The organism is Mesorhizobium sp. WSM1497 (assembly GCF_001672455.2).
Taxonomy (GTDB): domain Bacteria; phylum Pseudomonadota; class Alphaproteobacteria; order Rhizobiales; family Rhizobiaceae; genus Mesorhizobium; species Mesorhizobium ciceri.
Genome location: NZ_CP021070.1, coordinates 4,589,656 through 4,610,169, shown reverse-complemented (window position 1 = coordinate 4,610,169; position 20,514 = coordinate 4,589,656). Strand labels below are relative to the sequence as shown.

General features: G+C 61.5%; 21 protein-coding genes. 19 read left to right on the top strand and 2 right to left on the bottom strand.

Going from position 1 to position 20,514, the window contains the following annotated elements; genetic code table 11:
• Positions 1-174: 174 nt before the first annotated feature.
• Positions 175-2,976 carry a DNA gyrase subunit A gene (gene gyrA / locus A9K65_RS22560; protein ID WP_013531829.1) on the top strand — a complete coding sequence of 934 codons (2,802 nt, stop codon included), beginning with the start codon at positions 175-177 and terminating at the stop codon, positions 2,974-2,976.
• 69 nt (positions 2,977-3,045) lie between these two features.
• Here the strand turns inward: gyrA and A9K65_RS22555 are convergent, their stop codons facing one another.
• Positions 3,046-3,198, bottom strand: a complete 153-nt coding sequence (locus A9K65_RS22555) for a hypothetical protein (RefSeq protein ID WP_081714296.1) — start codon at positions 3,196-3,198, stop codon at positions 3,046-3,048.
• Positions 3,199-3,520: 322 nt separating this feature from the next.
• Between A9K65_RS22555 and coaD the strand changes: the two genes are divergently transcribed.
• The 7 genes from coaD (at position 3,521) to tgt (ending at position 8,110) form a co-directional block, all read left to right on the top strand.
• On the top strand, positions 3,521-4,021 hold the full coding sequence (gene coaD, locus A9K65_RS22550; RefSeq protein ID WP_013531827.1) for a pantetheine-phosphate adenylyltransferase: 501 nt from the start codon (positions 3,521-3,523) through the stop codon (positions 4,019-4,021).
• 109 nt (positions 4,022-4,130) lie between these two features.
• Positions 4,131-4,625 (top strand): peptidylprolyl isomerase, encoded by a 495-nt coding sequence (locus A9K65_RS22545; protein WP_245322126.1) that lies wholly within the window; start codon positions 4,131-4,133, stop codon positions 4,623-4,625.
• A gap of 40 nt (positions 4,626-4,665) precedes the next feature.
• Positions 4,666-5,178: a peptidylprolyl isomerase gene (locus A9K65_RS22540; protein ID WP_013531825.1), complete on the top strand. Its 513-nt coding sequence runs from the start codon at positions 4,666-4,668 to the stop codon at positions 5,176-5,178.
• Between the two features lie 12 nt (positions 5,179-5,190).
• Complete coding sequence (locus A9K65_RS22535; RefSeq protein ID WP_013531824.1) at positions 5,191-5,640, top strand: DMT family transporter; 450 nt, start codon at positions 5,191-5,193, stop codon at positions 5,638-5,640.
• The gene (queA, locus tag A9K65_RS22530) at positions 5,640-6,728 is read left to right on the top strand and encodes a tRNA preQ1(34) S-adenosylmethionine ribosyltransferase-isomerase QueA (RefSeq protein WP_024503505.1); all 1,089 of its coding nucleotides are present in this window, start codon (positions 5,640-5,642) and stop codon (positions 6,726-6,728) included. The genes A9K65_RS22535 and queA overlap by 1 nt, the downstream gene beginning before the upstream one ends.
• Positions 6,718-6,987, top strand: a complete 270-nt coding sequence (locus A9K65_RS22525; RefSeq protein WP_013531822.1) for a hypothetical protein — start codon at positions 6,718-6,720, stop codon at positions 6,985-6,987. Before queA ends, A9K65_RS22525 begins: the two co-directional genes overlap by 11 nt.
• Positions 6,980-8,110 carry a tRNA guanosine(34) transglycosylase Tgt gene (tgt, locus tag A9K65_RS22520; RefSeq protein ID WP_024503503.1) on the top strand — a complete coding sequence of 377 codons (1,131 nt, stop codon included), beginning with the start codon at positions 6,980-6,982 and terminating at the stop codon, positions 8,108-8,110. The genes A9K65_RS22525 and tgt overlap by 8 nt, the downstream gene beginning before the upstream one ends.
• Before the next feature lie 4 nt (positions 8,111-8,114).
• Here tgt and A9K65_RS22515 read toward each other — a convergent pair whose 3' ends face one another.
• The gene (locus tag A9K65_RS22515) at positions 8,115-8,534 is read right to left on the bottom strand and encodes a DUF4864 domain-containing protein (protein ID WP_064995838.1); all 420 of its coding nucleotides are present in this window, start codon (positions 8,532-8,534) and stop codon (positions 8,115-8,117) included.
• Positions 8,535-8,797: 263 nt separating this feature from the next.
• Between A9K65_RS22515 and A9K65_RS22510 the strand changes: the two genes are divergently transcribed.
• The 11 genes from A9K65_RS22510 (at position 8,798) to A9K65_RS22460 (ending at position 20,513) form a co-directional block, all read left to right on the top strand.
• Positions 8,798-9,034, top strand: a complete 237-nt coding sequence (locus tag A9K65_RS22510; protein WP_010909609.1) for an Lrp/AsnC family transcriptional regulator — start codon at positions 8,798-8,800, stop codon at positions 9,032-9,034.
• A gap of 171 nt (positions 9,035-9,205) precedes the next feature.
• Complete coding sequence (locus A9K65_RS22505; RefSeq protein ID WP_024503502.1) at positions 9,206-10,618, top strand: circularly permuted type 2 ATP-grasp protein; 1,413 nt, start codon at positions 9,206-9,208, stop codon at positions 10,616-10,618.
• Positions 10,619-10,751: 133 nt separating this feature from the next.
• A complete protein-coding gene (locus tag A9K65_RS22500; protein WP_024503501.1) occupies positions 10,752-11,693 on the top strand; it encodes an alpha-E domain-containing protein in 942 nt (313 codons plus the stop codon).
• An 85-nt stretch (positions 11,694-11,778) separates the two neighbouring features.
• Positions 11,779-12,573 carry a transglutaminase family protein gene (locus tag A9K65_RS22495; protein ID WP_064995839.1) on the top strand — a complete coding sequence of 265 codons (795 nt, stop codon included), beginning with the start codon at positions 11,779-11,781 and terminating at the stop codon, positions 12,571-12,573.
• A gap of 131 nt (positions 12,574-12,704) precedes the next feature.
• Positions 12,705-13,436, top strand: coding sequence for a peptidase (locus A9K65_RS22490; protein WP_064995840.1), 732 nt, complete (start codon positions 12,705-12,707; stop codon positions 13,434-13,436).
• 100 nt (positions 13,437-13,536) lie between these two features.
• Positions 13,537-14,946: an aspartate aminotransferase family protein gene (locus A9K65_RS22485; RefSeq protein WP_064995841.1), complete on the top strand. Its 1,410-nt coding sequence runs from the start codon at positions 13,537-13,539 to the stop codon at positions 14,944-14,946.
• Positions 14,947-15,024: 78 nt separating this feature from the next.
• The gene (locus A9K65_RS22480; protein WP_013531814.1) at positions 15,025-15,792 is read left to right on the top strand and encodes a DeoR/GlpR family DNA-binding transcription regulator; all 768 of its coding nucleotides are present in this window, start codon (positions 15,025-15,027) and stop codon (positions 15,790-15,792) included.
• A gap of 127 nt (positions 15,793-15,919) precedes the next feature.
• Entirely contained in the window at positions 15,920-17,446 is a 1,527-nt protein-coding gene (gene glpD / locus A9K65_RS22475; protein ID WP_013531813.1) for a glycerol-3-phosphate dehydrogenase, read from the top strand.
• A gap of 42 nt (positions 17,447-17,488) precedes the next feature.
• Positions 17,489-18,568: an ABC transporter ATP-binding protein gene (locus A9K65_RS22470; RefSeq protein WP_064995842.1), complete on the top strand. Its 1,080-nt coding sequence runs from the start codon at positions 17,489-17,491 to the stop codon at positions 18,566-18,568.
• Positions 18,569-18,578: 10 nt separating this feature from the next.
• Entirely contained in the window at positions 18,579-19,646 is a 1,068-nt protein-coding gene (locus A9K65_RS22465; protein WP_013531811.1) for an ABC transporter ATP-binding protein, read from the top strand.
• The gene (locus tag A9K65_RS22460) at positions 19,647-20,513 is read left to right on the top strand and encodes a sugar ABC transporter permease (protein WP_013531810.1); all 867 of its coding nucleotides are present in this window, start codon (positions 19,647-19,649) and stop codon (positions 20,511-20,513) included.
• Position 20,514 lies beyond the last annotated feature (1 nt).

The following is a 20,514-nucleotide window of genomic DNA, read 5'->3' as shown; positions in this document are numbered from 1 at the left end:
CGCAGGCTTTTGCGTCAGGGCGGTGAAAACCGCCTTGGCCATATCGTCGCAATCATCGGTATCCATTTGAAATTACCATCAAAAATGACACTGGAAAAGTGCCGTGAAGGTTGGAGTTTCGGGCTTGCTTCCTATATAAGCACCAAGTGATTCCTGATTAGATTGTGATCCGATTTGACCGACCAGAAGACACCGCGCGGCGCCGACGGCGGCCCCACCGGCATCGAGCCGATATCCATCGTCGAGGAGATGCAGCGCTCCTATCTCGATTACGCCATGAGCGTGATCGTCAGCCGTGCGCTGCCGGACGTGCGCGACGGCCTGAAGCCGGTGCATCGCCGCATTCTCTTCGCCGCCCATGAGAGCGGCTACCATTGGAACCGCAAATATGTGAAGTCGGCGCGTCCTGTCGCCGACGTGATGGGTAAATACCATCCGCATGGCGATGCTTCCATCTATGACGCCTTGGTGCGCATGGCGCAGGACTGGTCGTTGCGCGTTCCGTTGATCGACGGGCAGGGCAATTTCGGCTCCATCGACGGCGATCCGCCTGCGGCGATGCGCTACACGGAAGCGCGGCTGACCAAGGTCGCGCACGAGCTCCTGGAGGATATCGACAAGGATACGGTCGATTTCCAGGACACGTATGATGCTTCCGGCAGCGAACCGAAGGTTCTGCCGGCACGTTTTCCCAACCTTCTGGTCAATGGCTCGGGCGGCATCGCCGTCGGCATGGCGACCAACATCCCGCCGCACAATCTCGGTGAAGTCTGCAATGGCGCCATCGCCATCATCGACAATCCGGCGATCGACCTGCCGGCGCTGATGGAGATCATTCCTGGCCCTGATTTTCCGACCGGTGGCATCGTGCTTGGCCGTTCGGGCATTTACAGCGCCTATTCGACCGGCCGCGGCTCCATCGTCATGCGCGGGCGCGTCAACATCGAACAGCGCGGCAACGACCGCGAGTCCATCATCATCACCGAAGTTCCCTACCAGGTGAACAAGTCGTCGATGATCGAGAAGATGGCTGAGCTGGTGCGCGACAAGCGCATCGAGGGCATTTCCGATATCCGCGACGAGAGCGACCGCCAGGGCTACCGGGTCGTCATCGAGCTGAAGCGCGACGCCGTTGCCGACGTCATCCTCAATCAGCTCTACCGCTTCACGCCGCTGCAGACCTCTTTCGGCGCCAATATGGTGGCGCTGAATGGCGGCAAGCCGGAAGTGATGAACCTGACCGATATGCTGAAGGCTTTCGTCGCCTTCCGCGAGGAGGTGATCACAAGGCGGACGAAGTTCCTGCTGCGCAAGGCGCGCGATCGCGCCCATGTGCTGGTCGGTCTCGCTATCGCAGTCGCCAACATCGACGAAGTCATCAAGCTGATCCGCACCGCGCCGGATCCGCAGACGGCGCGTGAGCAGTTGATGGAGCGGCGCTGGCCCTCTGGCGACGTGGAATCTCTGATCCTCCTGATCGATGACCCACGCCACCGGATCAACGAGGACGGTACCTACAATCTGTCCGAGGAGCAGGCGCGCGCCATCCTCGAGCTGCGCCTGCAGCGCCTGACCGCGCTCGGCCGCGACGAGATCGCCGACGAGTTGAACACGATCGGCGCCGAAATCATCGATTATCTGGACATTTTGTCTTCCCGCGCGCGCGTCCAGCAGATCGTCAAGGACGAGCTTGCCGCCGTGCGCGACGAGTTCGGCACGCCGCGCCGCACCGAGCTTACCGACGGCGGTTCGGACATGGAAGACGAGGATCTGATCCAGCGCGAAGACATGGTCGTGACGGTGAGCCATTCCGGCTACATCAAGCGCGTGCCGCTGTCGCTCTACCGGGCGCAGCGCCGCGGCGGCAAAGGCCGCTCCGGCATGTCGACCAAGGAAGAGGATTTCGTCACCCGGCTGTTCGTCGCCAACACCCATACGCCGGTGCTGTTCTTCTCCTCGCGCGGCATCGTCTACAAGGAAAAGGTCTGGCGGCTGCCGATCGGCAATCCGCAGTCACGCGGCAAGGCGCTGATCAACATGCTGCCGCTGGAGCAGGGCGAGCGCATCACCACCATCATGCCGCTGCCCGAGGACGAGGCCAGCTGGGGCGAACTCTACGTCATGTTCGCCACCACGCGTGGCACCGTGCGCCGCAACGATCTATCCGACTTCGTCCAGGTCAACCGCAACGGCAAGATCGCCATGAAGCTGGAGGAAGAAGGCGACGAGATCCTCGGCGTCGAAACCTGCACCGACAAGGACGACGTGCTGCTGACCGCCAGTTCCGGCCAGTGCATACGCTTCTCCGTCGGCGACGTGCGCGTCTTCCAGAGCCGCAATTCGGTCGGTGTGCGCGGCATAACCATGGCCGAGACCGACCGCATCATCTCGATGTCGGTGATAGAGCATGTCGATGCTTCGCCGGCGGAACGCGCCGCTTACCTGAAGCGCGCGGCGGCGGAGCGGCGGCTTGCCACGGAAACGGCCGGAGAAGAGGAAGAGATCGCGCTGACCAATGAGGAGATCGGAGAGGAGACAGAGCTTTCCGACAGCCGATACGAAGAACTCAAGGCGCACGAACAGTACGTGCTGACGGTGACCGAATTCGGCTACGGCAAGCGTTCGTCGTCCTATGATTTCCGGCTGACCGGACGCGGCGGCAAGGGCATTCGCGCCACCGACGTGTCGAAGGCAGCCGAGATTGGCAGGCTGGTGGCGACCTTCCCGGTCGGCAATGACGACCAGATCATGCTGGTGTCGGACGGCGGCACCGTCATCCGGGTGCCGGTCAACGGCATTCGTTTCGCCAGCCGCGCCACCAAGGGCGTGACCATCTTCAACACGGCTGAAGGCGAAAAGGTGGTTTCGGTCGAGCGGATCTCTGAACCGCAAGCGGACGAAGAAAGCGAAGAGACCGTCGAGGGCGGTGCCGATGCCGCTGCGGCGTCTGACGCCGGTCCGGAGGGTGCGGACTAAGTCCGGCACCCAGGTTTTGACATGGCAACGCCGGCCAGCTGGCCGGCGCGGCAGCAAGTTCAGGCTTTATCAGTAGTGGCGATATGGCTTACGCGGGCCGAAGCCTTCGAAGCGCTTGGTGTTTGCCTTGACGCGGATGCGTTGTGCCTCCTGATGCAGCCCAAATACGGTGGCGATCAGCATGGCGACGGTCATTGCGGTGGCGAGCATGTAGATCAGCATGTGCGTGTTCTCCTGCGCCTAACAACGGATAGATGGGATTTTGGTTTCATCTAATTAAGGTGCAACCTAGTGAACGCTGCGTGAAGGCTTCGTGATCAGCGTGTTCATCTGTCGTTCATGTGCCGGAAAAGGTTCACGGCCGGCGCGCCGATCGGGTTTGCCTTTGCGAGAGAGGCTCGCTAGAGCCTGTTCCATCTTGGTGGACGGAAGATGGAACAGGCTCTAGCTTTCATTTGAGCATGATCTCTAGGACAAACGAAAAACCGTTTGTCCGCAAAAACCGGTTTCCACTTTTTGGGATCATGCATTAGAAGCACCTGCCATGACCGAACGCATCGCCCTCTATGCCGGCTCCTTCGACCCGCTGACCAACGGCCATCTCGATGTGCTGAAGGCTTCGCTGGCCGTGGCCGACATCGTCTATGCGGCGATCGGCATCCATCCGGGCAAGCAGCCGCTGTTTTCCTTCGAGGAGCGGGTGAAGCTGATCGAGACCGCGGCGAAGGCGGAATTCGGCAGCGATGGTGCCCGTATCAAGGTCGTCGCCTTCGACGGGCTGGTCATCGACGCCGCCAGGAAGCACGGCGCCTCGATCATGATCCGCGGCCTGCGCGACGGCACCGACCTCGACTATGAGATGCAGATGGCCGGCATGAACGAGACTATGGCACCTGAGTTGCAGACGGTTTTTCTGCCCGCCAGCCCGTCCGTGCGCACCATTACCGCCACACTTGTCCGCCAGATTGCCTCTATGGGAGGCAACATCCGCCCCTTCGTGCCGGCGGCGGTTGCCGGTGCGCTCACCGCCAAATTCGCGAAATAAGATTCCGGAGATAGATATGCAGCTGAAAAAGCTCGCCTCGTTCCTCGTTGTGCTTGCCGGCCTTGTGACCGCATCGGTCTCGGCCTTCGCCGCTGACCCGGAAAACACCATGATCATCACGCTGAAGGACGGAGACGTCACCATTGCGCTTCGGCCCGATCTGGCGCCAAAGCATGTCGAGCAGATCAAGAAGCTGGTGCGCCAAGGCGCCTATGACCACGTCGCCTTCCACCGCGTCATAGACGGCTTCATGGCGCAGACCGGCGACGTCAAGTTCGGCAATATGAAAAAAGGTTTCAGCGCCGAGGCCGTCGGCACTGGCGGTTCCGACCTGCCCGACCTGCCCGCCGAATTCTCGCAGACCGAACATTACAAGCGCGGCGTGGTCGGCATGGCCCGCTCGCAGGACCCCAATTCGGCCAATTCGCAGTTCTTCATCATGTTCGCTCCGGCACCGCCGCTCGACGGCCAGTACACCATCGTCGGCAATGTCGTCAGCGGTATGGAACTGGTGGATCACATCAAGAAGGGCGACCAGGCGGACAACGGCACGGTCTCCGACCCCGACCGGATGATCAAGGTGCGCATCGCCGCAGACAAGTAAAATTGTCAAATAACTCTGTTTTCTCAAAAGGATATCTGACATGGCCGAAATCAAGGACCGCGAGAACGCGCTCATCATGGAAACGACCAAGGGCACGGTCGTCATCGAACTTTTCCCCGACCTGGCGCCGGGCCACGTCTCCCGCATCAAGGAACTGGCTAGGGAAGGCGCCTATGACGGCGTGGTCTTCCACCGCGTCATCGAAGGCTTCATGGCCCAGACCGGCGACGTCAAGTTCGGCAATTCGAGCAAGCCTTCCTTCGCGCCGTCCCGTGCGGGCATGGGCGGCTCTGAGAAGCCGGACCTGAAGGCCGAATTTTCCAACGCCAACCATGGCCGCGGCACCTGCTCGATGGCCCGTTCGCAGAACCCGAACTCGGCCAATTCGCAGTTCTTCATCTGCTTCGACGACGCCGCCTTCCTCAACCGCCAATACACGGTCTGGGGCCAGGTCATCGAAGGCATGGACAATGTCGACAAGATCAAGCGCGGCGAGCCGGTGCAGGATCCCGACAAGATCGTGTCGCTGAAGGTCGCGGCCGACGTCAAGTAAGGGCAAACGACAATGATGGGCGTCGTCTGGTCGCTTCTCGGCATCCTATCCGGCGCCTTCATTGCCATTCAGGCGCCGATCAATTCGCAGCTGGCGCGCGGCCTGGGTCTCCCGGTCGCGGCGGCTGCGTTTTCGTTCCTGTCGGGCGCGATCGTGCTCGGCATTATCTCCGTTACGGTGGTGAAGCTGCAAGGCATCTCGCTCGACTGGAAAGCGCCGGCGCCCTGGCTGTTCGTGGCCGGCGGCATGCTCGGCGGTTTCTATGTCACGCTGTCGACGATCCTGACGCCACGCATAGGTGCTGCCGCGCTGATGGCGTTTCTGGTCGCCGGCCAGTTGCTGGCCGGCATGCTCATCGACCGCGTCGGCTTCCTCGGCGTCGCGGTGCGTGAAATCTCGCTGGGACGCGTTGCCGGCGCGGTGCTGCTCTTGGCCGGAGCGCTGCTCGTCCGGCTCTACTGATGCGCGTCGATCTCTTTGACTTCGAGCTGCCGGAGGAGCGCATCGCGCTCCGCCCGGCGCAGCCGCGTGACAGCGCCAAGATGCTTCTGGTCAAGCCCGGCGAAGGGCTCGAGGACCGGACGGTTGGCGACCTGCCGTCCTTGCTCAGTGCCGGCGACGTGCTGGTGTTCAACGACACCAAGGTCATTCCGGCGCAGCTCAAAGGCATAAGGCGGCGGGGCGAGGCGACGGCGCAGGTCGAAGCCACGCTGCATATGCGCATGGCGCCGGACCGCTGGCTGGCCTTCATGCGGCCGGGCAAGCGCATTGCCGCCGGCGACCGCATCCATTTCGGCCATGACGGCAATTCCTGTTTCCTCGGCCAGCTCGACGCCACGGTGATCGAGAAAGGCGAGGGCGGCGAGGCGCTGCTTGGCTTCGACCTGTCGGGGCCGTTCCTCGACGAGGCGCTGCACGCGGTAGGCCATATTCCGCTGCCACCCTATATCGCCTCGAAACGCGACGATGACGAACGCGACCGGGCCGATTACCAGACCATCTATGCAAGCGAGGAGGGCGCCGTCGCGGCTCCGACAGCGGGCCTGCATTTCACGCCGGAGCTTTTTGCAGCGCTTGACGCCAAAGGCGTCGAACGCCGCTTCGTCACCTTGCATGTCGGCGCCGGTACGTTCCTGCCGGTGAAGGCGGACGACACCGCCGACCACAAGATGCATGCCGAGACCGGGTCGGTCAGCGAAGCCACTGCGGACGCCCTGAATGCCGCAAGAGCAAGGGGCGGGCGCATCGTTGCTGTCGGCACGACCTCGCTGCGTCTGCTGGAGAGTGCGGCGCGTGAGGACGGTACTCTGGCTGCGTGGTCCGGCCCGACCGATATCTTCATCACGCCCGGCTACCGTTTTCGCACCGCCGACATGCTGATGACCAATTTCCATCTGCCGCGCTCGACTCTGTTCATGCTGGTTTCGGCCTTCAGCGGCCTCGACACGATGCGCGCGGCCTATGCCCATGCGATCGAGAACCGTTACAGATTCTATTCCTATGGCGACGCAAGCCTGCTTTTCCGAGCGGAGACGAGCGATGGACGATGATCTGCAAGCCTTTGACCGCGATGCGCTGATCGCGGAAGTGAAAAAACTGCGCGCCGGCATTCGCCAGCACCGCGATTCCACCGGCCATGAATTGTGCTGGCATCACCCCGATCTGTGGGACCTGCTGCCGGAAAAAACCGAACCATCGATCGCCGTGCCGCCCTGGCCAAAATTCATGCGCGGCTGCATCCACTACCGCCAGTCGCTCGACAAGCAGGCGCCGGACGCCCCGGTCCACGACAAGGAATTCAATGGCTAAGCAGTTCAGCTTCAAGGTTCTGGCAATCGACGGCAAGGCGCGGCGCGGCGTGATCGACATGCCGCGCGGCGAAATCCGCACGCCGGCCTTCATGCCGGTCGGCACCGGCGGTACCGTCAAGACGATGTATATGGACCAGGTGCGCGGCGTCGGCGCCGACATCATCCTTGGCAACACCTACCATCTGATGCTGCGGCCAGGCGCCGAGCGTGTGGCGCGGCTCGGCGGCTTGCATGAATTCGCCCGCTGGCCGCATCCGATCCTGACCGACAGTGGCGGTTTCCAGGTAATGTCGCTGTCGAAGCTGAGAAAGCTGACCGAAAAGGGCGTCACCTTCCGCTCGCATATCGATGGCGCCGCCTACGAGATGTCGCCGGAGCGGTCCATCGAGATTCAGGGGCTGCTCGATTCCGATATCCAGATGCAGCTCGACGAATGCACGGCGCTGCCGGCCGAAATGAAGGAGATCGAGCGCGCCATGGAGCTGTCGCTGCGCTGGGCCGAGCGCTGCAAGACGGCGTTCGGCGACCAGCCGGGCAAGGCGATGTTCGGCATCGTGCAAGGCGGCGACAACGCAGCGCTGCGGGTGCGTTCGGCGCAGGCGCTGAGCGCGATGGAGTTGAAGGGCTATGCGGTCGGCGGCCTGGCCGTCGGCGAACCGCAAGCGGTGATGCTCGAGATGCTCGACATCACCTGTCCGGAGCTGCCGGCGGACAAACCGCGCTATCTGATGGGCGTCGGCACGCCTGACGATATCCTGAAATCGGTGGCGCGCGGCATCGACATGTTCGACTGCGTGATGCCGACACGGGCCGGCCGCCACGGCCTCGCCTATACAAGGCGCGGCAAGGTAAATCTGCGCAACGCCCGCCATGCTGACGATCCGCGCCCACTGGACGAGGAAAGCGACTGCCCGGCCGCCCGGGACTACTCACGCGCCTATCTGCATCATCTGGTGCGCTCGCAGGAAGCGCTCGGCGCCATGCTTTTGACGTGGAACAACCTGTCCTACTACCAGAAACTGATGCAGGACATCCGCGCTGCGATCGAAGCTGGCACCTTCGAGGCGCGCGGCGCCGAAATCACCGAGGGCTGGGCGAGGGGCGATATCCCGTTGCTGTAAGGCCTCAAGTGCCGAGCGAATTCGAGGCGCGCAGGCTGCAGCCGGTGATCTGGAACGTGCCGTCGGGCTGCTGCTGCAGCGTATAGACCGCCTCGTAATCCTTGCCATCGGGGCCGACGATCAGCACCTGCTGGACGATCGAACCCGGACCGGTCTCCTCGACCTTGCCGAAGGAATAAGTCTGCGGCTTGCGCACCGGCGGATAGCCGTTGGTCACCATGTTCATGAAGGCATCGACGGTCGGGAAGATCCGCTTCACATTCGGGGCGGCGAAGCTGTAGGCGGTGGCGCCGTCATTGGCGATGAGGGCCTTTAGCTGACCGTCGATGACGGACTGGCCTGCCTTGATCTCGGCATCGCCGGCCAATGCCGACGACACGCAGAGGAATGGAACGACTGCGAATGCGAAAAAGGCGCGGCGCATGGCCTGTCTCCGTGTCCCGCGAAACATCTTTCCTTGAAATGGTGCTGTCCGAAGACGCATCATAACATACGCTTGGCAGCGCATCGCGGTTTCAGCGATCGCGAATAATCGCTGGCGCTCGGCGGCAGGTTGCATGCTGGCGGAGAGCTGCGGCAGGTCGCAGCCCAGGCCTGGGCCGGCAGAGTACGGATTCCAGCGCTTGAAAGCCCGCCTCCAGTCTGCCAGAAGGGCCGCTGGACTTGGACGTTTAGCGGGACGAAGCCATGAAGGCGTTTTTCGTGCAGATCAAATGCGAGCTCGGCAAATCCTATGAGGTTGCCAGCGCGCTTGCCGATGCCGAGATCGCCTCGGAAATCTACTCCACCGCCGGCAACTACGATCTGCTCGCCAAATTCTATGTCGACGACGAGGAAGACGTCGGCCATTTCGTCAACGAAAAGGTGCAGATTCTCCCCGGCATCAAGGACACGTTCACCGTCGTCACGTTCCGTGCTTTCTAGCCGGTAAACGCATTTGCCCGGGCACGAGGCAAAGGCTGATCAAGGTCATATTTCAGCTGCCTCAATTTTAGGCAGGCGCAACATACTGATCGCCCGTATCTCCCAAATCACCGATTGCGCTTGATTTTCTCCGGCGACGCCAGTGAAATGGCGTCACAGGGGAGTATGCGATTGGCAGCGTTCGATGAAATGCTTCCGGAAGTCTCCGGATTGAGAAGACCGTATTCGGCGTATGATCGCTGGCTGAAGGAGCAGGATCCAGCCAGGCTGACCGAGAAGATGCAGGACGCTGAACGCGTCTTCCGCAAGACCGGCATCACCTTCGCCGTCTATGGTGAGCAAGAAGCCTCCGAGCGGCTGATCCCGTTCGACATCGTTCCCCGCATCATTTCAGGCAATGAATGGCGGCGCCTCACGCAGGGCATCGAGCAGCGCGTGCAGGCGCTGAACGCCTTCCTCGACGACATCTACCATCGCCAGGAAATCCTGCGGGCAGGGCGCGTCCCCAGGGAATTGATCGCCAGGAATGAGGCATTCCTGCCGGAGATGATCGGGGTCAGGCCGCCGGCCGGCGTCTATACCCACATCATCGGCGTCGACATCGTCCGCATCTCGGAGGACGAGTTCTACGTGCTGGAGGACAATGCGCGCACGCCGTCGGGCGTCTCCTACATGCTGGAGAACCGCGAGACGATGATGCAGCTGTTCCCCGAGCTGTTCCAGAAGATCAAGGTGCGGCCGGTGGAAAACTACCCGCAGCTTCTGCGCCAGTCGCTGGCGGCGGTGCGGCCGCAAAGCACCAAAGGTGCGCCGACCATTGCGGTGCTGACGCCCGGCAGCTTTAACTCCGCCTATTTCGAACACGCCTTCCTTGCCGACCAGATGGGCGTGCAGTTGGTCGAAGGCCAGGACCTGCGCGTGGTCGACGGCCATGTCGCGATGCGCACGACGGAAGGCTACAAGCAGATCGATGTGCTCTACCGCCGCGTCGACGATTCGTTCCTGGACCCGTTGACGTTCCGTCCGGATTCCGCTCTCGGCATACCCGGCATCATGGATGTCTATCGCGCCGGCAACATCACCATCGCCAATGCGCCGGGCACCGGCATAGCCGACGACAAGGCGATCTATTCCTACATGCCCGAGATCATCGAGTTCTACACCGGTCGCAAGGCAATCCTGGGCAACATTCCGACCTGGCGCTGCTCGGAGCCCGACAGCCTGAAATACGTGCTCGAACACATCGACGAGCTGGTGATCAAGGAAGTGCACGGTTCCGGCGGCTACGGCATGCTGGTCGGGCCTGCGGCAACCAAGAAGGAATGCGAGACCTTCGCCAAGAAGTTGGCGGCCAAGCCATCGAATTATATTGCCCAGCCGACGCTGGCGCTGTCGACATGCCCGATCCTGACGGAAAAAGGGCTGGCGCCGCGCCACGTCGATCTCAGGCCCTATGTGCTGGTCTCCGACCGCATCCAGATCGTGCCTGGGGGCCTCACACGCGTCGCGTTGAAGGAAGGTTCGCTGGTTGTGAACTCGTCGCAGGGCGGCGGGACGAAAGATACTTGGGTGTTGGATGATTGAGACGAGTGAGTAGGGAATAGTCAGTAGTCAGTAGCGGAAATAGAGGGACAGGAAATGCCATATTTCATTGAGATTCAATTGCTTAATATTCACTGCTCACTATTCGCTACTCACTAGCCCGAAGGGCCACTTCATGCTTTTAGGCCGCACCGCAAACGGGCTCTATTGGATGAACCGCTATATCGAGCGGGCGGAAAACATGGCGCGCTTGGTCGATGCCGGCCTGCGCATGGCGCTGACCCGCACCCAAAGCGCCTCGGAAGAGTGGAATTCGGTGCTGCTCAGCGCTGGTTCCGACGTCACCTTCAGCCAGAAATATTCCGACTATACCGCCGCCAATGTCGCCGACTTCCTGTTGCGCGACACGTCGAACCCATCGAGCACGATGTCGTCCATCGAGACAGCCCGCAACAATGCCCGCATGGTGCGCACCGCGCTGACGCGCGAGACCTGGGAAAGCATCAACGAAGCCTGGATGGCGCTGAAGCGGATGCTGGCCAAGCCGATCGACGAGCGCGACCTGCCAAGCGTGCTCGACGCCATCAAGCGCGAGACGGCGCTGATCCGCGGCTCGTTCTACGGCACCATGCTGCGCAACGAGATCTTCGACTTCTCGCAACTCGGCACTTACGTCGAGCGCGCCGACAACACGGCGCGCATCCTCGACGTGAAATATTATGTGCTGCTGCCGTCGATCTCCTGGGTTGGCTCGACGCTCGACAATTATCAGTGGGAATCGATCCTGCGTTCGGTCTCGGCGCATCGCTCCTATCGCTGGGTCTACGATGCTGATTACAAGCCGACCAACATTGCCGACTATCTGATCCTCAATGTCCGCATGCCGCGTTCGCTGATGTTCTGCTATCGCTTCCTGTCGGAGCATCTGAAATTCCTCGGCGACGATTACGGCGAGCGCCATGCCTGCCACGCAACGGCCGAGAAGACGCAGACAATGCTGAGAGCCGGGTCGATCAAGGATATCTTCGATACCGGGCTGCATGAATTCCTGGCCAATTTCATTCGCGACAACACCAAGCTGGGCGACGAAATCGCACAAGATTATCGGTTCAATTGAGCATGGTCCCGAAAGGTGGAGCCGGTTTTCTTAGACAAACGGAAACCGTTTGTCCGGAGATCGCGCTCACAAACGGAATAGAAGCATGCGGCTGAAGATTACCCACCGAACTGAGTACCGTTACGATACGCCGGTGCACTATCTGTTGCAGCGGCTGCGGCTGCTTCCAGTCAGCGGGTCGACGCAGACCGTTCTGTCCTGGGCTCTGGCGATCGAAGGCGCGCGCGAAGAGGTCCGCTTTGTCGACCATTTCGGCAACGACACAAGGCTGTTGAGCGTCGAGGGCGAGCGCGACTTCATCACGGTGGAGGCGTCGGGCGAAGTGGTGACGCGCGACACCGCGGGCGTCTCGGGGCCACACCAGGGCTTCACGCCGCTCTGGCTGTACAGCCATGAGACACCATTGACGGTGATCGGCAGCAGTATCCGCGAACTCGCCGCATCGGTTGGCAAGGGCAGCGACATCGAACGGCTGCACCGGCTGATGGCTGTCATCGGAGAGCGCGTCGCCTACACGCCCGGCACGACAAATGCGACGACGCCGGCGGAGGAAGCCTTGGCGCTCAAGACCGGGGTCTGCCAGGATCATACCCATATCTTTGCCGCCGCCGCCCGTGCCATGGGCTTTCCGGCCCGCTATGTCAGCGGCTATCTGATGCTGGATGCGACGGTCGAGCAGGCGGCCAGCCATGCCTGGGCCGAAGCGCATGTTTCGGGTCTCGGCTGGGTTGCCTTCGATGCCGCCAATGGCATCTCGCCCGACGAGCGCTATGTAAAGGTGGCGACGGGCCGCGATTACCGCGACGCCACGCCGGTGTCGGGAATTCGGCTGGGACAGGCGGAAGAACAGCTTGCGGTCACCGTCACGGTGGAGCAGTAATCCTCCGCAAGATTGCTGCCGAGCGATTCATCGTTTCAAGGAACCCGAACCGCGCTATCCCTTTGTTTTAACGCAATTCCGGACGGAAAACCGCTTCACACTTTTCCTGGAATTGCTCTAGAAGAGATTCCATGACCTATTGCGTTGGCCTGAAGATCGATCGCGGGCTCGTGTTCATGTCCGACACGCGCACCAATGCAGGCATGGATTCCATCTCCACCTTTCGCAAGATGCATGTCTGGGAAGAGCCGGGCGAACGCGTCATCGTTTTGATGTCGGCGGGCAATCTGGCGACGACGCAGGCCGTGGTCAGCCTGCTTGACGAGCGCACCAAGGCAATCTCCGAAAGACATTCCACACTGCTCGAAACGCCGTCGATGTACCAAACGGTCCGCATTGTTGGCGACACGGTCAAGGAGGTTATCGCCAATTCGTCACCCGCTGGCGAGAAGGCGGATTCCTATTTCAATGCGTCCTTCATCCTCGGCGGTCAGATCAAGGACAGCGAGCCGCGCCTGTTCATGATCTATCCCGAAGGCAATTTCATCGAATCGACCGATGACACGCCGTTCTTCCAGATAGGCGAGACCAAATACGGCAAGCCGATCATCATCCGCGCCTACGAAAAGACGATGAGCCTCGCCGAGACGGTGAAGCTGCTTTTGGTGTCTTTCGATTCGACGTTGAAGTCGAACCTGTCTGTCGGCTTGCCGCTCGACCTGCTCTTCCTGGAGAAGGACGCTTTCAAGGTCGGATTGAAGAAGCGGATCGGCCAGGACGACCAGTATTACCGCACGATCTCCGACGGCTGGTCGAATGCGCTGAAGACGGCTTTTGCCAGCCTGCCGGATTTCCCTGGCTGAGGCGTGCGGCATCCGTTGCTGGTTGCATATATTTCACGCGTTAATTAATAAGAGACCAACCGCGACGGATGGTAGCGATGGATCATGTCGGGAGGACAGGATGAACAATGATGATTTCCGGCAATGGTCGCGGCGGGCCGCCGACTGGGGCGCTGACTATCGCAACAATCTGCGCGACCGCCCCGTGCGGCCACTGGTAGAACCCGGCGCCATTTCCAGAAGCATCGAGGTTTCGCCGCCCGAAGACGCCGAACCGATGGACCGGATCTTCGCCGATTTCGAAGAGAAGATCCTGCCGGGAATGACGCATTGGCAGCATCCGCGCTTCTTCGCCTATTTCCCGGCCAATGCGGCGCCGGTTTCGGTGGTGGCGGAATATCTGGTTTCGGCGATGGCCGCGCAATGCATGCTGTGGCAGACGTCGCCGGCGGCGACCGAACTCGAAACGCGCACCGTCGACTGGATGCGCCAGGCGCTCGGTCTGCCGGAAGGCTTCTCGGGCGTAATCCAGGATTCAGCCTCATCGGCGACGTTGGCCGCGGTGCTGACCATGCGCGAACGGGCACTCGACTGGCAAGGCAACAAACAGGGCCTGGCAGGGCAGGCGCGGCTGCGCATCTACTCCTCCGACCAGGTGCACACGTCGATCGACCGGGCGATCTGGGTGTCCGGCATCGGCGAGGACAATCTCGTGCGCATTCCCGTCAGCGGCCGCTTTCGCGCCATGGACACGGCCGCGCTCGAGGCGGCAATCGTCGCCGACCGGGAAGCCGGCATGCTGCCGGCGGGCATCATCGCTTGCGTCGGCGGCACCAGCACTGGCGGCACCGACGACATTGCTGCGGTTGCCGAGGTGGCACGGCGGCATGGGCTTTATCTCCATGTCGATGCCGCCTGGGCGGGATCGGCGATGATCTGTCCGGAATATCGGCATTTCTGGACAGGCGTCGAAGGCGCCGATTCGATCGTTTTCAATCCGCACAAATGGCTGGGCGCTCAGTTCGACTGCTCGATCCAGTTCCTGCGCGACCCTGAAAGCCATGTCAGGACGCTGGCCATCAAGCCGGATTATCTGAAGACGCACGGTCATGACGGCATCATCAACTATTCCGAATGGTCGGTACCGCTCGGCAGGCGATTTCGCGCGTTGAAATTATGGTTCCTGCTGCGCGCCCATGGCCTGGAACGCCTGCGCACGATGATCCGCAATCATGTCGCGTGGAGCGAAGGGCTGGCGGCGCGGCTGGCAAGGGAGCCGGATTTCCAGATCGTCAGCGAACCGATGCTGTCGTTGTTCTCGTTCCGGCACAAGACCGCAACCGACGGGGACGAGCACAATCTGCGCCTTGTCAATGCGATCAACGACGATGGCCGCATCTACCTGACGCAGACGAAGGTTGATGGACGGATCGCAATCCGGTTCCAGGTCGGACAGTTCGAGGCGACCGCCGCCGATGTCGAAACGGCTTTTGTGGTGATTACTGAAATCGCACGTGGCCTGGGTCGCTGATTTCGTTAGCCGGCTTATGCCTTTTCATCGGTTTCGTTTTCGACTATAGACAAGAAAAACGAAAACGGGAGGTTGCCCATGTATCTGTCGCCGCGCCATGCCGAGATTATCCAGATGGCCAAGGATCACGGCCGCGTGCTGGTCGATGATCTGGCCAACCACTTCAATGTGACGCCGCAGACCATACGCAAGGACCTCAACGATTTGTGCGACCAGCGGCTGCTCTCGCGCATCCATGGCGGCGCGCTGTACCCCTCCGGCATCGAGAACATGGAATATGAGGCGAGACGCAAGATTGCCGCCGACGAGAAGGAGGCGATCGGCCGTGCGGCAGCCAGGCTGATCCCCGACAACGCCTCGCTGTTCATCAACATCGGCACCACGACCGAGTCGGTCAGCAAGGCGTTGCTCGATCACAACGGTCTCATGGTCATCACCAATAACATCAATGTTGCCAATAGGATGCGGATATATCCGTCGATCGAAGTGGTGATCGCCGGTGGTGTCGTGCGCGGTTCCGATGGCGGTGTGGTCGGCGAGGCGGCGGTCGATTTCATCAGGCAGTTCAAGGTCGATTACGCGGTGATCGGCGCATCCGCCATCGACCATGACGGCGCCTTGCTCGACTTCGATTTTCGCGAGGTCAAGGTGGCGCAGGCGATCATCGCCAATGCAAGGCATGTCATCCTGGTTTCCGACCAGACCAAATTCGAGCGAACCGCACCGGTGCGCATCGGCCATCTGTCGCAGGTCAACACCTTCATCACCGACCGCTGCGACATCCCCTCGGTGCGCAAGATCTGCCAGGAGGCCGAGGTTCAGCTGATCGAGACGTCGCTCGCCTAGGCGGTTTTTCAGCTGATATCACGCGCCCGTGATATTTCGTTTGACATTCGTTATCATTTCGAAATAATTCCGACACGGTTTCGTAAAAGCCCAAAAATGGTGCAATGCGAAATCGCTGGAGGAATTTGTGGACGCATCTCCGATCCGTGACATTTTCGTCATAGGCGGCGGCATCAATGGCTGCGGTATCGCCCGCGACGCCGTCGGGCGTGGCTTTTCCGTCTTTCTCGCCGAGATGAACGACCTCGCCAGCGGGACCTCCTCGGGCTCGACCAAATTGATTCATGGCGGCCTGCGCTACCTCGAATTCTACGAATTCCGCCTGGTGCGCGAGGCACTGATGGAGCGCGAGGTTCTGTGGAAGAACGCGCCGCACATCATCTGGCCGATGCGCTTCGTGCTGCCCTATGCCAAGGGCCTGCGCCCGGCCTGGCTGATCAGGCTCGGTCTCTTCCTCTACGACCACATTGGCGGGCGCAAATTGCTGCCGGCGACCCGGACGCTGGACATGGCCAGGGATCCGGCCGGCAAGCCTTTGAAGCCGCTATTCAAGAAGGCCTTCGAATATTCGGATGGCTGGGTCAATGATGCGCGGCTGGTGGCGCTGAATGCACGTGATGCGGCCGACCGCGGCGCAACGGTCCGCACCCGCACGAAAGTGACCGGCGCGCGCCGCGAAAACGGCTTGTGGACGGTCCAGGTCGAGGATCTGCAGACCGGCGAGACCGAGGAGATCAAGGCGCGCCTGCTGGTCAATGCCGCCGGCCCCTGGGTCGATCATGTGCTTTCCGGCGTCGTCGGCCTCAACGATGTGCACAATGTCCGCCTCGTGCAGGGCAGCCACATCGTCATCGCCAGGAAGTTCGACGATCCGCGCGCCTATTTCTTCCAGAACAGGGATGGTCGAATCATCTTCGCCATTCCCTACGAGGAAGAGTTCACCCTGATCGGCACCACGGACCAGGATTATCCCGGTGATCCGCATGACGTGAGGATCAGCGACACCGAGATCGACTATCTCTGCGCCGCAGCAAGCGAATATTTCGCTGAAGCCGTCAAGCGCTCGGACATCGTCTGGACCTATTCCGCCGTCCGTCCGCTCTATGATGACGGAGCCTCCAAGGCGCAGGAAGCGACGCGCGACTATGTGCTCAAGGCCGATGGCGGCGAGGGTGCCGCCCCGATCGTCAACGCCTTCGGCGGCAAGATCACCACCTATCGCCGGCTGTCGGAATCGATGCTGGAAAAGATCGAGGGTTTTCTGGGTAAACGCGGCAAGCCGTGGACGGCAAACGCGCCGTTGCCGGGCGGCGATTTCCCGGCCACCGGTTTCGATGCCGAAGTGGCGAAACTGAAGACTGCCTATCCGTTCCTCGACGCGCGCCTGGCTCGCCGGCTGACCCGGCTCTATGGCACCCGCGCAAGGATGCTGCTGGGGCTGGCCAAATCGAACGTCGATCTCGGCCGCAACTTCGGCGCCGATCTCTACGAGGCCGAGGTGCGCTATCTCGTTCAAAACGAATGGGCCGTCACATCGGAAGATGTATTGTGGCGCCGTACCAAGCGCGGTCTGCATCTCAGCCGCGAGCAGGTGGCGGCTCTCGATGAATTCATGCACGGCATAAGCCGGCGCCATGTCGCGGCTGCCGAATGAAGAGGGGTTTGAGCTGATGCGGAAGGCCTGGGAGGAGGCGTCATGCTGGAACTGAGAAACGTCACCAAGACGGTCGGTGCTGTCGCGCATATAAGCGATGTGTCGCTGACGCTCCAGCACGGCTCGCTCAATGTCCTGCTCGGACCGACGCTTTCGGGCAAGACCAGCCTGATGCGGCTGATGGCCGGCCTCGACGTGCCAACCTCCGGTTCGATCTGGTTCGACGGCCAGAATGTCACCGGCGTGCCGGTGCAGAAGCGCAAGATCGCCATGGTCTACCAGCAGTTCATCAACTATCCGGCGATGACCGTCTACGAGAACATCGCCTCGCCGCTCAGGGTGGCGGGAACCGATCAGGCGAAGATCGACAAGGAAGTGCGCCATGCCGCAGCACTTCTCAAGCTGACGCCCTATCTCGACCGCACGCCGCTGAGCCTGTCCGGTGGCCAGCAGCAGCGCACCGCACTGGCGCGCGCCATCGTCAAGAACGCCAGCCTGGTGCTGCTCGACGAACCGCTCGCCAATCTCGACTACAAATTGCGCGAGGAACTGCGCGCCGAATTGCCCAGGATCTTCGCCGCCGCCGGCACCATCTTCGTCTACGCCACGACCGAGCCGCACGAAGCGCTGCTGCTCGGCGGCAACACGGCGACGCTTTCCGAAGGGCGCATCACCCAGTTCGGACCGACCATCGACGTGTTCCGCAAACCGGTCGATCTGGTGACGGCCAAGACTTTCGCCGACCCGCCGCTCAACACCATCGTGCTGGCCAAGAAAGGGGGGGATTTCCTGCTCGAAGGTGGGGTCAAACTGCCGGTGCCCGCCGATCTCGCCGGCATTGCCGATGCCATGTATACGGTCGGTTTTCAGCCGCATCACCTGTCGCTCGATCGGCCCAATGCCACCGCTGTGCCGGTGCGCGCCAAGGTGACGATCACCGAAATCACTGGCTCGGAAAGCTTCATCCATCTCGATTTCGCGGATGCACGCTGGGTGATGCTGAGCCACGGCATCCGCGACTTCGAACCCGACGCCGAGATCGAGGTGTTCATTGATCCGCGCCACATCATGGTCTTCGACGAGCACGGCCGTGCCGTGGCCGCGCCGAAGCTGGCGGCTTGAGGGGAAAGATATGGCACGCATAGACGTCAACCATGTCAGGCATTCCTATCTGCCGAACCCTCGGAAGGATGCCGATTTCGCGCTCAGGGAAGTGCACCACACCTTCGAGGACGGCGGCGCCTATGCGCTGCTCGGGCCATCGGGCTGCGGCAAGACCACGCTGCTCAACATCATTTCGGGATTGCTGCACCCGTCGCACGGTCAGTTGCTGTTCAACGGCAAGGACGTGACCAATTTGTCGACGCAGGAGCGCAATATCGCGCAGGTGTTCCAGTTCCCGGTCATCTACGACACCATGACCGTCTACGACAATCTGGCCTTCCCGCTGCGCAATCGCGGCGTGCCGGAAGCCGATGTCGACCGCAAGGTGCGCGAGACGCTGGAGATGATCGACCTGGCGTCCTGGGCGAAGAAGAAGGCGAGGGGGCTGACCGCCGACCAGAAGCAGAAGATCTCGCTCGGCCGCGGGCTGGTGCGCTCCGACGTCAACGCCATCCTGTTCGACGAGCCGCTGACCGTCATCGACCCGCATATGAAATGGGTGCTGCGCTCGCAGCTGAAGCAGCTGCACCGCCGCTTCGGCTATACCATGGTCTATGTGACCCACGACCAAACCGAGGCGCTGACCTTCGCCGACCAGGTTGTGGTCATGTATGACGGCGGCATCGTCCAGATCGGCACGCCAGCCGAACTGTTCGAACGGCCACGCCATACCTTTGTCGGTTATTTCATCGGCTCGCCCGGCATGAACGTCATGCCGGTGGCCATCGACGGCAAGACGGCGACGCTCGGCTCGCAGCGCATCGAACTGCCGGGCGCGCCAAAAGCGGGCAGCGGCGCCATCGAACTCGGCATCCGTCCCGAATATGTCCGGCTTGGCCGCGACGGCATGGCCGTGCAGGTCAGCAAGGTCGAGGATCTCGGCCGCCACAAGGTGGTCCGCGCCAAGCTAGAAGGCCGCGAGATTGCGGCCGTCATCGGCGAGGACGAGACCGTGCCGGCCGATCCGAAGGTGCGGTTCGAGCCGGCCGGCATCAACATCTATGCCGATTCCTGGCGCGTCGAGATGGGGGCATAGATGGAAAAGACCTGGAACAACAAGGCCTGGTTCCTGGTGCTGCCGGTGCTCGTGCTGGTGGCGTTCTCGGCGGTCATCCCGCTGATGACCGTGGTCAACTATTCGGTGCAGGACACGTTCGGCAACAACGTCTTCTTCTGGGCCGGCACTGAGTGGTTCGAGGAACTGCTGTCTTCCAGCCGTTTCTGGGAAGCGATGGTACGCAACCTGATCTTCTCCTTCATCATCCTGGCCATCGAAGTGCCGCTCGGCATCTTCATTGCGCTCAACATGCCGAAAAAGGGGTGGGGCGTGCCGGTCTGCCTGGTCCTGATGGCGCTGCCGCTGCTGATTCCGTGGAACGTCGTCGGCACCATCTGGCAGGTCTTCGGCCGCAACGACATCGGCCTGCTCGGCTACTACGTCAACGCGCTCGGCATCGACTACAACTACGTGCAGGATCCGTTCGATGCCTGGGTCACCGTCATCATCATGGATGTCTGGCACTGGACCAGCCTCGTCGTGCTGCTCTGCTATGCCGGCCTGGTCTCCATTCCGGATGCCTTCTATCAGGCGGCCAAGATCGATGGCGCCTCGCGCTGGGCGGTGTTCCGCTACATCCAGCTGCCGAAGATGAACAGGGTGCTGCTGATCGCCGTGCTGCTTCGCTTCATGGACAGCTTCATGATCTATACCGAACCCTTCGTGGTGACGGGAGGCGGTCCCGGCAACTCGACGACATTCCTGTCGATCGACCTCGTCAAGACCGCGCTCGGCCAGTTCGACCTCGGTCCGGCCGCAGCCATGTCGCTTGTCTACTTCCTCATCGTCCTTCTGCTGTCATGGGTCTTCTACACCGTGATGACCAACTACGACGCGGAGCGCTGAG

Excerpts from the sequence above, each read along its gene's own strand:
- A9K65_RS22555 (WP_081714296.1), bottom strand. The coding sequence starts at position 3,198 with ATGCTGATCTACATGCTCGCCACCGCAATGACCGTCGCCATGCTGATC.
- coaD (WP_013531827.1), top strand. The coding sequence starts at position 3,521 with ATGACCGAACGCATCGCCCTCTATGCCGGCTCCTTCGACCCGCTGACC.
- A9K65_RS22545 (WP_245322126.1), top strand. The coding sequence starts at position 4,131 with ATGATCATCACGCTGAAGGACGGAGACGTCACCATTGCGCTTCGGCCC.
- A9K65_RS22540 (WP_013531825.1), top strand. The coding sequence starts at position 4,666 with ATGGCCGAAATCAAGGACCGCGAGAACGCGCTCATCATGGAAACGACC.
- A9K65_RS22535 (WP_013531824.1), top strand. The coding sequence starts at position 5,191 with ATGATGGGCGTCGTCTGGTCGCTTCTCGGCATCCTATCCGGCGCCTTC.
- queA (WP_024503505.1), top strand. The coding sequence starts at position 5,640 with ATGCGCGTCGATCTCTTTGACTTCGAGCTGCCGGAGGAGCGCATCGCG.
- A9K65_RS22525 (WP_013531822.1), top strand. The coding sequence starts at position 6,718 with ATGGACGATGATCTGCAAGCCTTTGACCGCGATGCGCTGATCGCGGAA.
- tgt (WP_024503503.1), top strand. The coding sequence starts at position 6,980 with ATGGCTAAGCAGTTCAGCTTCAAGGTTCTGGCAATCGACGGCAAGGCG.
- A9K65_RS22515 (WP_064995838.1), bottom strand. The coding sequence starts at position 8,534 with ATGCGCCGCGCCTTTTTCGCATTCGCAGTCGTTCCATTCCTCTGCGTG.
- A9K65_RS22510 (WP_010909609.1), top strand. The coding sequence starts at position 8,798 with ATGAAGGCGTTTTTCGTGCAGATCAAATGCGAGCTCGGCAAATCCTAT.
- A9K65_RS22500 (WP_024503501.1), top strand. The coding sequence starts at position 10,752 with ATGCTTTTAGGCCGCACCGCAAACGGGCTCTATTGGATGAACCGCTAT.
- A9K65_RS22495 (WP_064995839.1), top strand. The coding sequence starts at position 11,779 with ATGCGGCTGAAGATTACCCACCGAACTGAGTACCGTTACGATACGCCG.
- A9K65_RS22490 (WP_064995840.1), top strand. The coding sequence starts at position 12,705 with ATGACCTATTGCGTTGGCCTGAAGATCGATCGCGGGCTCGTGTTCATG.
- A9K65_RS22485 (WP_064995841.1), top strand. The coding sequence starts at position 13,537 with ATGAACAATGATGATTTCCGGCAATGGTCGCGGCGGGCCGCCGACTGG.
- A9K65_RS22480 (WP_013531814.1), top strand. The coding sequence starts at position 15,025 with ATGTATCTGTCGCCGCGCCATGCCGAGATTATCCAGATGGCCAAGGAT.
- A9K65_RS22470 (WP_064995842.1), top strand. The coding sequence starts at position 17,489 with ATGCTGGAACTGAGAAACGTCACCAAGACGGTCGGTGCTGTCGCGCAT.
- A9K65_RS22465 (WP_013531811.1), top strand. The coding sequence starts at position 18,579 with ATGGCACGCATAGACGTCAACCATGTCAGGCATTCCTATCTGCCGAAC.
- A9K65_RS22460 (WP_013531810.1), top strand. The coding sequence starts at position 19,647 with ATGGAAAAGACCTGGAACAACAAGGCCTGGTTCCTGGTGCTGCCGGTG.